The 16,414-nt window shown below is 39.7% G+C and carries 9 protein-coding genes and 1 pseudogene; 7 read left to right on the top strand and 3 right to left on the bottom strand.

Annotated features, from left to right (window positions below; genetic code table 11):
• Positions 1 to 288 precede the first annotated feature (288 nt).
• From LU276_RS01205 to LU276_RS01175, 7 genes are all read left to right on the top strand, one after another.
• Complete coding sequence (locus LU276_RS01205; RefSeq protein ID WP_284673888.1) at positions 289 to 1,872, top strand: peptide chain release factor 3; 1,584 nt, start codon at positions 289 to 291, stop codon at positions 1,870 to 1,872.
• 78 nt (positions 1,873 to 1,950) lie between these two features.
• Positions 1,951 to 4,959: a type I restriction endonuclease subunit R gene (locus LU276_RS01200; protein WP_284673887.1), complete on the top strand. Its 3,009-nt coding sequence runs from the start codon at positions 1,951 to 1,953 to the stop codon at positions 4,957 to 4,959.
• Positions 4,959 to 6,209 carry a restriction endonuclease subunit S gene (locus LU276_RS01195; protein WP_284673886.1) on the top strand — a complete coding sequence of 417 codons (1,251 nt, stop codon included), beginning with the start codon at positions 4,959 to 4,961 and terminating at the stop codon, positions 6,207 to 6,209. The genes LU276_RS01200 and LU276_RS01195 overlap by 1 nt, the downstream gene beginning before the upstream one ends.
• A gap of 121 nt (positions 6,210 to 6,330) precedes the next feature.
• Complete coding sequence (locus tag LU276_RS01190) at positions 6,331 to 7,251, top strand: Abi family protein (protein WP_284673885.1); 921 nt, start codon at positions 6,331 to 6,333, stop codon at positions 7,249 to 7,251.
• Positions 7,248 to 8,891 carry an HsdM family class I SAM-dependent methyltransferase gene (locus LU276_RS01185; RefSeq protein WP_284673884.1) on the top strand — a complete coding sequence of 548 codons (1,644 nt, stop codon included), beginning with the start codon at positions 7,248 to 7,250 and terminating at the stop codon, positions 8,889 to 8,891. Before LU276_RS01190 ends, LU276_RS01185 begins: the two co-directional genes overlap by 4 nt.
• 47 nt (positions 8,892 to 8,938) lie before the next feature.
• Positions 8,939 to 9,073 carry a hypothetical protein gene (locus LU276_RS01180; RefSeq protein ID WP_284673883.1) on the top strand — a complete coding sequence of 45 codons (135 nt, stop codon included), beginning with the start codon at positions 8,939 to 8,941 and terminating at the stop codon, positions 9,071 to 9,073.
• Positions 9,074 to 9,193: 120 nt separating this feature from the next.
• Positions 9,194 to 10,009 (top strand): methyltransferase domain-containing protein, encoded by an 816-nt coding sequence (locus LU276_RS01175; RefSeq protein WP_418001271.1) that lies wholly within the window; start codon positions 9,194 to 9,196, stop codon positions 10,007 to 10,009.
• Between the two features lie 209 nt (positions 10,010 to 10,218).
• On the opposite strand, the gene topA is transcribed toward LU276_RS01175, so the two are convergent.
• From topA to LU276_RS01160, 3 genes and pseudogenes are all read right to left on the bottom strand, one after another.
• On the bottom strand, positions 10,219 to 12,855 hold the full coding sequence (gene topA / locus LU276_RS01170; protein ID WP_284673882.1) for a type I DNA topoisomerase: 2,637 nt from the start codon (positions 12,853 to 12,855) through the stop codon (positions 10,219 to 10,221).
• Between the two features lie 223 nt (positions 12,856 to 13,078).
• Positions 13,079 to 13,624 (bottom strand): hypothetical protein, encoded by a 546-nt coding sequence (locus LU276_RS01165; protein WP_284673881.1) that lies wholly within the window; start codon positions 13,622 to 13,624, stop codon positions 13,079 to 13,081.
• A 117-nt stretch (positions 13,625 to 13,741) separates the two neighbouring features.
• Positions 13,742 to 16,414, bottom strand: a pseudogene (locus LU276_RS01160) (DNA translocase FtsK); the annotation flags it as partial.

The raw sequence follows: 16,414 nt of genomic DNA, 5'->3' as shown, positions 1-16,414 counted from the left end.
GCTGATTATAGCACCGATCAATTCTATCACAAAGCCAACATCTGAAGTATAAGATGATTTTTTCGTGTTCATCTGGAGCGGTTTTTTGGCTTTGATAAAAAAGGCAAAGGGAGCCACCCATCACTTAGCATCACCCAAAATCATTGGGTGATGCTAAGTGATTAGCCACAGTTATGATATTTAGCCAGAACCATCTTATTTCATCTAAAACCTGCACCACAAATGCAGGTTTTTTTTAGCTGTGCTATAATTGCCCAAATCAATCGCATTATTTTTTTGGTAATTTTTATGAAAAAAACACTAGAACAGATCCAACAACGACGCACTTTTGCTATTATTAGTCACCCTGACGCAGGTAAGACCACAATGACCGAAAAACTGCTATTGTGGGGACAGGTCATTCAAAGTGCAGGCGAGGTCAAATCTCGCAAAACCGACAAACACGCTACCTCAGACTGGATGAGCATGGAACAAGAGCGTGGTATCTCTATCACCACATCGGTCATGCAGTTTCCTTATGCTGATTGCATGGTAAATTTACTAGATACACCCGGACACGCTGATTTTAGTGAAGACACCTATCGCACGCTGACGGCTGTAGACTCTGCCTTGATGGTCATTGATGGGGCAAAAGGTGTGGAAGAACGCACCATCAAGCTGATGGAAGTCTGTCGCATGCGAGACACACCGATCATCAGCTTTGTTAATAAGCTGGACCGTGAAATCCAAAATCCACTTGCCTTGCTTGATGAGATTGAAAGCGTACTAAAAATCAAATGCGTGCCATTTTGCTATCCTATTGGCATGGGGCAGGATTTTGTCGGTGTGTACAGCTTTTTGGACGGCAAAACTTATCTTTATAAAAAAGGCTTTGGCACACAAATCACCGCCATTGAAAGTTTGGACGGTTATAACCACGACAGTATCAAAAACCGTCTGGGTGAGCTTTTGTGGAATGAGTTTGTTGAGGGAGTAGAGCTTGCTGAAATGGCATTCGGTGATTGGGACGAAGCGGAGTTTTTGGCAGGACGACAAACGCCAGTGCTATTTGGTACAGCACTGGGTAACTTTGGCGTCAATATGGTGCTAGATACCCTAACCAAATATGCTCCAGCCCCAAAAGACCATACCGCTGTAGAGAGAATTGTTCGTGCCGATGAGCCAAGTTTTACAGGCTTTGTCTTTAAAATTCAAGCCAACATGGACCCCAAACACCGAGACCGTATCGCCTTTATGCGAATTTGCTCTGGCAAATACGAAAGAGGCATGAAAATGAATCATGTACGCATTGGCAAAGAGGTGCGTGTCTCGGACGCATTGATGTTCCTAGCAGGCGACCGTGAAAGCCTAGAAGAAGCATACGCAGGCGATATTATCGGTCTGCACAATCACGGCACAATCCAGATTGGCGATAGTTTCACCAGTAGCGAGACCTTAAATTTTACAGGCATTCCACACTTCGCTCCTGAACTATTCCGCCGTGTGGTGCTAAAAGACCCCCTAAAATCCAAGCAATTACAAAAAGGCTTGCAACAGCTCTCCGAAGAAGGAGCAACACAAGTATTTATGCCCCAAATCAACAACGACCTTATTTTGGGTGCGGTAGGCGTGCTACAATTTGAAGTAGTGGCTCATCGCTTGGCTGAAGAATACAAAGTACAATGTGCGTTTGAGCCGATTTCTATCGCAACGGTGCGTTGGGTACATTGTGATGATAAAGTGGCGTTTGAGAAATTCAAGAAAAAGGCTCACGACCAGCTGTCGGTGGACGGTGGTGGTTATTTGACTTACCTTGCCCCAAGCCGTGTCAATTTACAGCTCATGCAAGAGCGGTATCCTGAAGTGGAATTTAGGGCGACTAGAGAGCATTGATTTGATGTTTGGTACAAACAAATGTGATATTAAATAAAAGTGTTCCAAAGTAACACTGATGATTAAGCGAGCCACACAATGTCCCAAATTTTTAATGAAAACACCCGTGTTAAAATCCCTGCCATTTTGCATTTAATGCGACTCGGCTATCAATATCTGTCTTTAAAAGATGCCGTTTGGGATAAAAAGAGCAATATTTTTACGGATATTTTCAAGCAATCCATTGACAAAATAAACCCAACACTCAATCTACAAGATAGCGATATAGATAGAGTATTGATGGATATTTATTTGGAGTTAAATTATGATGATTTGGGCAAAGTGTTTTATGAACGCTTAATTGACCAATCATCTAGCATTGACCGCCCAAAACTCATAGATTTTGATAATTTTCATAATAATCAATTTAATGTAGTAACCGAATTAACTTATCAAAATGGCGATGATGAATTTCGCCCTGATATTACCCTACTGATTAACGGCTTGCCGCTAATATTTATTGAGGTCAAAAAACCAAATAATCAACAAGGCATTTTGGCAGAACAACACAGAATGAATGAGCGTATCAAAAACCAACGCTTTAAATCATTTATGAATATTACCCAACTAATTTTATGTTCCAATAATATGCCAGAAAGCCAATTAACAGGAGCATTTTATAGCACACCCAATACCCAAATCACCCTTCATTTTTTTAAAGAAGACAAACCGTTTGCTCAAAATACCGCTTCAATTTTATCTGATCTGACCACTGATGACAAAATCACGATCTTAAAAGATGTAAATGAACCTGCTTTATTGCATAATAAAGAGTTTATTGCCAACCAATCAGCCGATACGCCCACCAATCAATTATGTACGCAGTTATTAAGCCGTGAGAGATTGGCATTCATGCTTCGCTATAGCATTGCTTATGTGCAAAATCATAGTGGTAATACCCCTTATCAAAAACACATTATGCGTTATCCGCAAGTATTTGCCTCTTTTGCCATTAAACACGCCTTAGAACAAGGTAAAAAAAGCGGTATTATTTGGCATACACAAGGCAGTGGAAAAACTGCACTTAGTTTTTATAATGTGCGTCATTTGACCGATTATTATGCCAAACAACATATTGTGCCAAAATTTTATTTTATTGTGGATAGATTGGATTTATTAGAACAAGCCAAAAAAGAATTTACCGCTCGTGGGCTACTTGTGCATACAGTAGATTCAAAAGATGAATTTACTCGTTCTATTAAATCCGATATTAGCCATAATCATCAAGGCAAAAATGAAATTACCGTGGTGAATATCCAAAAATTTGCCGATGATGCCAAAGCAACCAGTCAAAATGATTATAATCTAAACATACAACGCATTTATTTTTTGGACGAAGTGCATAGAAGTTATAATCCCACAGGGTCTTTTTTGGCAAATTTGACCCAGTCAGATAAAAATGCCATAAAAATTGGCTTAACAGGCACGCCATTGTTGGGTAATTCATCGTCCAAAAAACTGTTTGGCGATTATATTCATAAATATTATTATAATGATTCTATTGCAGATGGTTATACACTGAGGCTCATTCGTGAAAATATTGAAAGCCAATTTAAAGAGCAAATGCAAGAAGCCATAAAACAGTGGCAAATAGAACAAGGTAGTTTTGATAAAAAACAAGTCTATGCTCACAGACGATTTGTAGAGCCAATGTTGGATTATATTATTAAGGATTTTGTGCGTTTTCGTCAACTCAATAATGATGACACACTTGGAGCAATGGTTATTTGCGATAGTAGCGAACAAGCCAAAATGATGTTTGAGTTATTTAATCAAAAATATGCAAGCAAACATACTTGTGCGTTAATCTTGCATGATATTGGCGATAAATCCACTCGCAAAGATCGGGTTGATGACTATAAAGCAGGTAAGATAGACATTCTGTTTGTCTATAATATGCTTTTAACAGGATTTGACGCACCACGCCTAAAAAAACTGTATTTTGGGCGGATTATCAAAGAGCATAATTTATTACAAGCCATTACACGGGTTAATCGCACTTATAAAGACTATAAATACGGCTATATTGTAGATTTTGCTGATATTAGTAAAGAATTTGACAAAACCAATAAAGCCTATTTTGATGAATTGCAAAGTGAGCTTGGCGATGACTTTACCCATTATTCACAAATGTTTAAAAATGACGATGAAATTATCGCCGACATTCATTTTATCAAAAATACATTGGCGGATTATGATACGGACAATGCCGAGATTTTTAGTCAGCAAATCAATCAAATAGACAATAAAGACACATTACACACACTCAAAAAATCCCTTGAATTATCCAGACAGCTTTATAATATCATTCGTTTTCAAGGCGATTATGACAAATTGTCTTTACTGGATTTTGATAAATTAAATGATTTGTATAAAGAGACCGCTAATCGCATTGATTTATTAAACCTAAAAGAAAAATTAGAACAAGGCGATAATAGCAATCTACTCAATTTGGCATTGGAAGATGTGTATTTTAGCTTTGTGAAAGTGGGCGAAAATGAACTGCGTCTTGCCGAAGATTTAAAAGACAGTTTTGTTCGCACACAAGGCGTTTTTAATGATAATTTTGACCAAGAAGACCCAAAATTTATCGCTCTAAAAGAGGAGCTAGAACGCATTTTTGCCAAGAAAAACCTATCCGAAGTTGGGCAAGAACAAATGAGCGAAAACATTTCATTGCTTGATGATTTATACAAACAAATGAAAGAATTAAATCGCCAAAATGAGCTAATCCGTACCAAATACAATGGCGATAAAAAATATGTGCGAATAGAAAAACGCCTAAACGAACAAAATATATTGCCAACGCTAAACACCGATAAACTCGCCCTGCGTGAAGTGTTATTAAATACCAAAGAGGGGCTTGACGAAAAAGTATTAAATTTGGAGCAAATGCTGGATAATGAGGCTTATTTTAGCAAACAATCAGGGGCGATTTTGATTGGGGAATTTAAAGAAAAATCACTGAACATTACCGCACCACTTATTAACCAAATCAATGGATTATTGGTCAAAGAATATATGGCGAATAGATTGGAGGAATTGTAATGAAAGTGGTTAAATTAAGTAATATTATTGATATTATTAGTGGCGGTACACCAGCAACAAATAATAATGAATATTGGAATGGTAATATTGGTTGGCTATCAGTTGCGGATTTTAATAATGATGATAGATTTGTTTATCATTCAGAAAAAACAATTACCGAAAAAGGATTAAAAGAAAGTAGTACAAAGATATTGAATATAGGTGATACAATTATTTCAGCAAGAGGAACAGTTGGAGCTTTATCACAAATTGGAAAACCAATGGCTTTTAATCAATCCTGTTTTGGATTAAGAGCGAAAAAAGATATTATTAACGAAGATTTTTTGTATTACATTTTAAAAAATTATGTTAGAAATCTACAAGTTAAAAGTCAAGGTTCAGTTTTTGGTTCTATCAATTTATCAACTTTTGATATGATGGAATTATCCATTCCAAACCTAAAAACCCAACAATCTATTGCCAAAATTCTATCCCAATTAGACCAAAAAATCGCCCTAAACAATCAAATCAATGTCCAACTAGAGCAGATGGCAAAAACGATTTATGATTATTGGTTTGTGCAGTTTGATTTTCCTGATGAAAATGGCAAACCCTATCAATCGTCTGGCGGAGAGATGATTTATAATGAAGTGTTAAAAAGGGAAATTCCTAAGGGTTGGGGGGTTAAGAAATTGGGGGATATTGAACAAAATATTATTACAGGCAAAACGCCCTCAACTCAAAATGAAAATAATTTTGGTAATGATATTCCGTTTATTACAATAGGCGATATTAGGAATAATGCTTTTATTGTTAATGTAGAACAAAAATTATCAATATTAGGGGCTAATAGCCAAAGCAAAAAATATATTCCAAAAGATAGTTTGTGTGTATCTTGTATTGCAACAATTGGTTTGATTGGTTTTAGCACAGAAAGGTCTCAAACAAATCAACAAATTAACTCAATTGTTTTTAATAATGATTATAATATGTATTTTTTGTATTTTGCTTTAAATGACTTTTTTGTAAAAGGTAAGGCAAAAACTGGCAATACATTTGCAAATATGAATAAGGCGGATTTTGAGAGTATTATTGTCTTATATCCTAAGTTGGATTTATTAAAAGAATACCATTTAAAGATAAAGTATTTTTTTGAAAAAATTAAAAATAATTCTATTCAAAACCAGCAACTCACCCAATTACGAGATTTTTTATTACCAATGCTGATGAATGGGCAGGTGGGGATTGGTGATGGACAAGGCAACGCTTAGTGGTTGCTCGGATACACAATTTGTGTTATAATGATCTTAATCGTGGGTTAGTCTCTGTTTGTTTACTCTTTTTTGGGTGGGCAATCATACTAGCCCCTTGTTTTGTCTATGATTTTTTATAATGACCCAAGCTAACCCCCCAACCAAACCTTTTAAAGAATATCACGAATTGGTTGATTTGCTTCGTCTGCGTCAAATGCAAATGACCGATACCGATTACACTCTCAAAAAACTCACCCAAGTTGGCTATTATCGCCTGTCTGGATTTTGGCATATTTGCCGTAAGCCAAATGTAGATAACACATTGAGTGATGATTTTTTGCCAAATACCGACTTTCATCAAGTGTATCAGCTTTATATTTTTGATAAAAAATTACGCATTCTATTATTGGACGCAATAGAGCGACTAGAAATTAATTTGCGTTCTATTATTGCTCACGAAATGGCTCGTTTTGACCCATTGGCTTATTTGGATAGCCAATACATTGACCCAAAATATATGACTTCTTATCAAGAATGGAAAAACAAACTAAATGATAAAATCAACAAAAGTCGTGATGATTTTGTGATATGGCATAATACAACAAATAAACCTTTGCCTTTTTGGGTGGTAATTGAAACTTGGGATTTTGGTATGCTGTCAAAATATTATTCTTTGTTAAAGGGGCGTTATCAAAAACTGATTGCTAGGCAATTTAATATTAACAATCAAAGAGTTTTAAAAAATTGGCTTGAACAAATCAATATCATTAGAAATCAATCTGCTCATCATAGCCGTATTTGGAATAGAAAATACAATCCAATCAATCAGTTAAACGCTGATTATTTTAAGCAATTTCAATTACAAAAACATCAGCAAGAACGACTGTTTGCAAGAATTATCGTAATTTGGTATTTGGTTTCTCAATATACTTTGCATTATCAGTGGCATAAAAAGATTATTGATTTAATTGATAATGATTTTCCAACGCTACCGAATGTCAAATTAACATCAATGGGAATTGATAAAGATAGTTTAAAAATTTTGGAGAAAATAAAATGACCGACCTAAAAGTAAAAACCCATCAAATGATTGACAGTCTAAAAACCATTTGTGCTAATTTTGGATTGGGCAATGATGGTAATGAATTTAAAATCATTACCCAAGTATTTTTGTACAAATATCTTAATGATAAATTTGCTTATGATGTTAAAGCCATTGATAAAACATTGGCAAACTATGGTAACGACTGGCAGGCTTATTATACCCAAATGAGCGATGATGAACAGGAGCTATTGTATCTACAATTACCCAATACAGCAATTTTAAAGCCGCACCATCTCATTTCTTATTTATCCGTTCGCCAAAATGAAGCGGGCTTTGCCAATTTATTTGATGATACGCTATTTGATATTGCGACTAAGAATGCCGAATTATACGCTGTAAAAACCGATGGCGGTGCAAAAGTAGTGTTATTTGAGCGATTAAGCCAATATATTTCCGACCCAAGCAAACGAGATGATTTTTGCCGTGCGATTATAGGTAAAATTAGTGGATTTAGTTTTGAACATATTTTTAATCAAAAATATGATTTTTATGCCGATATTTTTGAATATCTTATCAAAGATTATAACAGTAATTCAGGCGGAAAATATGCCGAATATTATACGCCAAATGCCGTTGCGTCAATTATGGCACAAATCCTTGTGCCATACGACCAAAGAGGGCAATTAAAAAGTCAAAGTGTCTATGACCCGTCCGCAGGTTCTGGTTCTCTTTTGATGAGTGTGGCGCATATCATTGGCGAGGATAAATGTGCAATTTATACCCAAGATATTTCCCAAAAATCGTCCAATTTATTGCGTTTAAATTTGATTCTAAATAATCTACCCCATTCTATTGGCAATGTCATTCAAGGTAATACTGTATTAAATCCACAGCATAAAGAAAATGGCGGGCTTAAAAAGTTTGATTTCATTGTGTCTAATCCACCCTTTAAATTGGATTTTAGTGATTTTAGAGAGCAACTAGACAGCAAAGAAAATAAAGAACGGTTTTTTGCAGGGATTCCGAAAACTAAGACAAAAAACAAGAATAAAATGGAGATTTATCAGCTATTTATTCAGCATATTATCGCTAGCCTAAAAGACACAGGAAAAGCGGCGATTGTATTGCCAACTGGCTTTATTACCGCCCAAAGTGGTATTGATAAAAAAATCCGTGAATATTTGGTAAAAAATAGAATGCTAGCTGGCGTAGTGTCTATGCCGTCTAATATTTTTGCGAACACTGGCACCAATGTGTCTATTTTATTTTTGGATAAAAGCAATAAAGATAAAGTGATTTTGATTGATGCGTCCAATTTGGGCGAAAAAATCAAAGATGGCAAAAATCAAAAAACGGTACTTAGCATTGATGAAGAAAATAAAATTTGTGAAACTTTTGCCAATAAACAAGCAGTAGAAGATTTTAGTGTGGTGGTGAGTTATGATGAAATTGCCAGTAAAAATTGCAGTCTAAGTGCGGGGCAATATTTTGATATTAAAATTGACTATGTGGATATTAGCGAGAGTGAATTCAATGCCAAAATGCAAGATTTTGAACAAACTCTGGGTGATTTGTTTGAGCAAAGTAAAATATTAGAAAAGCAAATTAAAGATTCTTTGAAAACGGTAATTTTTCAAGACTCAAGTATAAGTTAAAGTATCAATGCTTTACGCACTGATTAGCAAAAAACACCAGGAGCAAAATGAACCTTGCCATCATCGGCTCACAAGGCCTTGATGATTATAAGAGTCTTTGCCAAGCCATCAATAGTTTGCCTGCCAAACCTACCACGATTATCAGCGGTGGAGCAAAAGGAGCGGACGCACTTGCCGAGTAATATGCTAGCGAATACCACATTGATTTGGCGTTTTTGCGGCACACTCAAAGACGCTATACACGCTTGACTACGCCCACAAAAAGGGTAAAATCGTTCTTGTTTGCCAGTATGAGCCACCTTATGCTAAATTGCCCCATTTGCCGTACCGATCTTATTTTAAAAACCAACAGTTATATTTGCCATCAGGGTCATTGCTATGACATCAGCAAGGACGGCTATGTTAACTTACATGTGGTTCAGCACAAAAACAGTCATACCGCAGGCGATACGCCAGAGTCTGTGCAGGCACGCAGACGCTTTTTGTCAGGTGGATTTTATGAACCATTAAGAGATAAAGTGGGAAAAATCATCAATGAACTTGCACCCAATCGTGTGCTAGACATCGGCTGTGGCGAGGGCTACTATACTAGCGTTTTTGCCAATCATGAGCGTCAAGTCATCGGACTTGACATCGCCAAAACAGCCATCATCACCGCTTCAAAAACTTATAAAAACCAAGCAGTAGGTAAGTATATCAACTGGGTGGTGGGTACAGGTGCAGTGTTGCCTGTAGCAGATGAAAGCATGGATATTTGCACAAGTCTGTTTAGCCCTTTACCAAAAAGTCAGATGGCAAGAGTGCTAAAACCAAACGGTTATTTACTCATCGCTACGCCCGCCCCACACCATCTGTACGCCATGCGTCAGCAGTTGTTTGAGCGTGTCAATCTACATGAGCCCACCAAATTTATCGCAGAATTATCGCCAGAGTTTACGCTGATTGATGAGTGGCAGATTGACGCACCGCTATGCTTGGACAGCCAAAGTCTATCTGATTTGATAGACATGACTCCCTACACCTACAAGGCCAAATTAGACAAAAAAACCACCCTAAAAACCCAAAATAATTTTGAGGTTACCGCCTCATTTTGTTTATATCTTTTTCAAAAATCCTAAAAAATAGCATCACAATAAGACAATCATTAGGTTGTCTTATTTTTTATCCCCATTACCTAAAAGATATGAGATTTTGGTATAAAGACAGTAAGCCGATAGCCCAATAAAACAAAAAGCCAATCAGAACAGATTGGCTTTTTGTTGGTTTTTTATTATGCTTGACCGTCTTGGACAAAACATCTTTGGTAGGTTATCTTGATAGATGATGATTAATCTTGTACCCACTTGCCATCACGCCACACCAAAGCAAAGCGAGTTGCCTTGCCATCTTTTTCTGAACCGATATATTGTTCAGCATTTTTGCGAGACCAGCGAAGAATGGTTGGGTTGCCTACATCATCAACATCAGGAGCGTCAAACAGATAAGCAAATTTTGGCTCAAGCTCATCTTTGATGGGGCGAAGCTCACTTAATTTTGGCGGACGGGTTTCACGGATTTTTGGGAATTTACTTGCTGCCAAAAACAGTCCCGCCGCTCCTTCACGCAACACATAATGATCATCAAATTTTTGAGAACGCAGGTTTGGCATACTAATCGCCGTCATGCGTGGCGGAGCCGCTTCACCATTTTTTAACACCTTTCTGGTATTATCGCATTGATTGCACGCAAAATATGCCCCAAAACGCCCTGTCTTTAGCGTCATATGCCCATCACATTTATCGCAGTCAATGGTCGGTGCCGCTTGATTATTATCCGCACCAGCCACTTCAAAAACACCATGTTCAAGTACATAGCCATCACAGTCAGGGTTATTGCCACAAATATGTAACTTACGACCGCCATCAACAATATAGCTCTCCATCGCCGCATTACATTTAGGACAGCGTTTTTTCTCCATCAGAGCATTGACCTCTGCTGATTCATCATCAGCATCAAAGATAAGTGCCGATGTTGGCATGAGATTTTTTGTGCCTTTACAGCGTTCTTTAGGGGGTAGATTATAGCCTGTACAGCCCAAAAACACCCCTGTTGACCCCGTGCGAATCTGCATAGGACGACTACACAAATCACAATGTACATCTGGAATATTAGTTGGATTGTTCGGACGCATGCCGTCTTTGCCTTTGGCAGTATCTAGTTTGCCCTTAAAATCACCATAGAACGCATCAAGCACCACCTTCCAGTCTTGATGACCCTGAGCCACTTCATCAAGTTTATCTTCTAATCCTGCAGTGAACGCATAGTCCATCAAATCAGGAAAACTCTCAATCAATCTTTCAGTAACAATATCACCCATCTTTTCGGCATATAGGCGTTTATTTTCAAGGCGGACATAGCCACGCTCTTGAATGGTAGAAATGATGGACGCATAAGTTGATGGTCGCCCAATACCACGACTTTCAAGCTCTTTAACCAAACTGGCTTCAGAATATCTAGCAGGTGGCTTGGTGAAATGCTGACTGGGTTCAATGTTGATGAGTGGCAGTTTTTCACCTACTTGCACATTTGGCAACAACACATCATCACTTTTGGCAGGTGGCTGAACTTTGGTGTAGCCATCAAAAACAAGCGTTCGCCCTTTTGCTTTTAGTTCCACACCGCCGGCGTCCACCAGTAGATTTACCGAACGATAGCGAGCAGGCGTCATCTGACACGCCACGAATTGTCGCCAAATCAGCTCATATAGACGCTGAGCGTCTCTTTCCATCGCCGTCAGTTGGCTTGCTTTGATGGCGACATTAGAAGGACGAATCGCTTCGTGTGCCTCTTGAGCATTTTGCTTATTGCTATAAAAATTAGGCTTGTCTGGCAGATATGCCGACCCAAAATTCTCTTGGATATAGCCACGCACTGCCATCAACGCATCTTGGCTCAAAAAAGTTGAGTCAGTACGCATATAGGTAATAAAACCTGCTTCATACAAACGCTGAGCCAAAATCATCGTTTTTTTGACGCTAAAGCCTAAGCGAGTACTTGCTGCCTGCTGCAAAGTTGATGTGATGAACGGTGCAGATGCCTTTGATTGCGTAGGTTTTTCTTCAATGGCAGAGACGGTAAAGTCGGCACAAGATAGCAGATTAACGATGGCGGTCGTCTCATCTTCATTGGCAAGTTTTAAGGTCTTACCTTGATGCTTGACTGCCTCTAATCGCAAAGTCTCGCCACCTGCCTGATTATTGGTATGAATCTCCCAATATTCCACAGGAACAAAGGCACGAATTTCTCGCTCTCGCTCAACCACCAGACGAGTTGCCACGCTTTGGACACGCCCTGCTGACAATCCACGAGCCACCTTCGCCCACAGCAACGGCGATACCATAAAGCCGACCACACGATCCAAAAAGCGTCTTGCCTGCTGAGCGTTAACACGGTCAATATTCAGCTTGTCTGGGCGTTCAAAGGCGTTTTGTACAGCAGCTTTAGTAATTTCGTTGAACACCACACGACTGTATTTGTCATCACTACCGCCGATGACTTCTTTTAGATGCCACGCAATCGCTTCTCCTTCTCGGTCCAAGTCGGTTGCTAGGTAGATGGCATCTGCATCTTTAGCCAGTGCTTTTAGCTCTTTGATTACTTTGGTTTTGTTGGGCAAAATCTCATAGACCGCCGCCCAATCATGCTCTGGATCCACCCCCATGCGTCTAACCAAGGCTCGCTGCGACTTTTCTTCACGAGACAATCCTGTCTCATCGCTTTTGGTTTTTTTGGTCTTATCTGTACCACTTACAGGCAAATCTCGCACATGACCCACGCTAGAACGCACAATAAAATCATTGCCCAGATACTTATTGATTGTTTTGGCTTTGGCGGGCGACTCCACAATAACCAGTGATTTACCTTTGGAAGAGACTTTTGGGGCGGTCTGACTGGATTTTGTGGTTTTTTTGGTGGATGATGCCATGAGTTACCTTTTAAACTTTTTTATAAAATAAACCAAACTGTCTTGGCTTGATGATGTGTTTAAAATTAAGCGTTTATCTGTGGGCACGATGCCCAAGTATCGTTTTTTATAAAATAACACACAATTCCCCATCATGACAAGATGGCAGCGTAATTTGTATCGCTTATCCTAATTGCTGTTGGTCTTTTAGGTTTTGATTATCTATGTTTTGATATCTTATCTATCATGCACGCTGATTGAGTTGATTGCCAAAATCTAGCAGGGCTTGCTTGAGTGTTTGTAAGTCAGCTTGGGCTAGCTTTTTATCTAGTTTTTGTACCCCTCTTGATGATTGATAATGAACATCTTGCCAATACAGCACAACACTGTTCGCTTTAACCTGTAGTCCTAAAGCGTGGCTCATTATCTCTACTGGAAGTGTCACGCCATCGGCTTTATCATAAAGAATCCCCTTGTCAGCATCCACCACGCACCACTTACCATCTTTGACAATCAGTCGCACAAAAGACAATCGCCACTCATCACAAACAACACCATAACTGACCACCAAATCATTTTTTGGAGCATGATGACTGTGTTGTTGTACTCTGGTGGGCAGCCAATCTGGTCTAGGAATCAATTTAGGGTTAAAGCCATATGTTCTTGCTAGCAGACGAAAATCCGCCACTCGCACCTCTCCTGCCTTCGGCTTTAAGGCAAATATATTGCCAAGTAAAAACCCAGCCACACCAAGCACCACAATGAGCGGTAAATAACCTTGCAAATCCATCCTTACTCCAAACCAACCTTTTATTTATCAAGACCGCCCAAAAAATTTTTAATCACAAAGGTCAGCCAACCACAACACTTATTTACGATGGGACTGCATTTGTGCATACAGATAGCACTACATGAGAATTTGGCGTTTGCCGGTATTATCAGCAGCACTTACCACACCTCGCTCCTCCATCATATCCACGATGCGAGCAGCACGGTTATAGCCGATGCTAAATTTACGCTGTAATGCAGAGATAGAAACCTTGCGAGTATCCAAAATGTGTGCCACCGCCAAATCAAAATACTCATCATCAATGCCGCTGCCACTATCGCCAGACCCTTCACCTTCAAAAGTATAACTTTGGCTAAGGTCAATATAATCTGGCACACCTCGCTCACGCCAAGCATCAGTAACACGATTGACCTCATCGTCTTTAACATACGCTCCGTGTACACGCTCTGTCTCAATCGCACCAGGTGCTAAAAACATCATATCACCATGTCCAAGCATATTCTCAGCACCAGACTCCTCGATGATGATGCGACTGTCTGTTGCCGAGTTGACACGCAAAGCAACACGCACAGGAATGTTGGACTTGATAAGACCGGTAACAACCGTCGCCACAGGTCGCTGTGTCGCCAAAATCAGATGAATGCCTGCAGCTCGAGATTTTTGGGCAAGGCGAACAATCGGCTCTTCAGCAGTTTTGCCTAACTGCATGATCATATCAGCAAATTCATCTGCCACAACGACAATTTTTGGTAGCGGCTTTTGGCGTGGCACAGTACCACTTATATGCTCGGACGCACTCCATAATGGATCTAAGATAGGCTCGCCCAGTCTTTCAGCTTCGATGATTTTTTGGTTAAAAGCAGCAATATTACGCACACGCAACTTACTCATCAGTCGATAGCGATGCTCCATCTCAGTAACACACCAGTTCAATGCAGCGGTTGCCTCTGTCATATCGGTAATCACAGGCGTAAGCAGATGCGGAATGTCAGCATAGTTGGCAAGCTCAAGCTGTTTTGGGTCGATCAGCACCAGTTTTAACTCATCTGGCGTATATTTTAATAACATGGACATCAAAAATGAGTTCACCAGTACCGATTTACCAGAGCCTGTCGTACCAGCAACCAGCATATGCGGTGCTTTGGCAAGATCCGCAATAATCGGTTTTCCGCTAATGCTTGCACCAATGGCGATACTAATGCCTGCTTCTGGATCTTGATACTCTTTGGTATCTAACAACTCAATCAAACCAACGATTTGGCGTTTGCGATTTGGCACTTCAATGCCGATGTATGATTTGCCTGCAATCACAGGAATCACACGCAAAGAAGTCATTCGCATGGAGCGTGCCAAATCCTGCGAAATTTTAATCACACGACTTGCCTTAACCCCTGGTGCCAAATCCACCTCAAAGCGAGTTACTACAGGACCAACCATCGCCGAGACAACGCTGGCTTTAATATTAAATTCCTGCATTTTAATCTCTAGCAACTCAGAAAGCTGTTGCAACTCTTCTTGCGTATAGGTGATGATTTTTTGAGATCTTGGATCCAAGATATCAAGAGATGGCACAGGACTTAGGCTCATGCGATATTCAAGCTCGCTCATGGCGTGCGACTTCGGTCGTACCGTACCTGACGCCACGCCTGCCATTTTATTCACCAACGGTTTGGCAGGTTCTGATTCATCTTTGTCATCAGGGGTGTCATGTAAACTGGTCAAAGAAGCCATGTCCACTCCGCCAAAAGCGGTGGGTTCATCTGACCGCTCTATGACACCAATAGCATTGTAATCAATATGCTCAATTGTTGCCACAGCATCAGCATCAGCATTATTTCTATAAATGTCTTGCCGGTCAAGCTGATCATCGGCTTGATGGATTGTATCATTATAAGGCTGATACTCTAATGGATCAGATGGAGAATCCATCGCATCACCAGCTTGAGAATCTATCTGCACATCCTGAACAAAAACATCATCTTGTTCATCTTGAGTTTGCTCAATACCATCGATACTACCATAGTCTTGTACAGCAAACTCGGCTTGTTTTTGAGCCTCTGCCTGCTTTTGAATCTCTTCTTGTTTTTTAGCTTCTTCTTGTTTTTTCGCTTCCTCTTCGGCTTGTTTTTTTGCCAGTAGCTCATCACGCAGCCCAGAATTTACCAAGAAGCTCTCAAGTGCCCCCTCGTGATTATGTGGTTGATAGGCTGGTACTTTTGGTTTTACTTGACTAATAATCAGTTCATCATCACCCCAACCCTCGTCTGTCTGTGGCGATGATTCATCTGTCATGTCATCATTACTTGGGGTATTGCGAAATTGTCGCCACAAAGACAACCAATGAATATCAAAGGTTAAAGTTGCCACAAGCAATGCCATCAACACCAAAAAGCCCACCGATACTGGCACGCCTAGCACACTTGACAGCGATGCCATGAACTCATACCCTAAAACACCACCAAAGTCTGCCGCCTTGTCTTGCCACCATGCACCTAGCTGTGCGGCAATACCACTGATACACGCCAACAAAAACGCATAAGCCAATACACGCAAAACCCATACAACAGAATTACGACCCCACCACAGCTTGGCAAGTTCATAAGCTGGCACAAGCAATAAAAACCACGCCCCAAAACCAAAAAATGACAATAAAATATCAGAAAGCCAGGCCCCCAAACGACCGCCCACATTGCTAACCTCTTGGCTACTACCCATATGCGACCATGCAGGATCGGTTGGGTTGTAAGACAACAAAGAGATGAACAAAAATGCCAAGATTGCCATACCAAC

Origin of the sequence: Moraxella haemolytica, from assembly GCF_030177935.1 — a bacterium.
GTDB lineage: Bacteria > Pseudomonadota > Gammaproteobacteria > Pseudomonadales > Moraxellaceae > Moraxella > Moraxella haemolytica.
The sequence above is the reverse complement of the archived record's forward strand: the minus strand, read 5'-3'. Positions and strand labels throughout refer to the sequence as shown.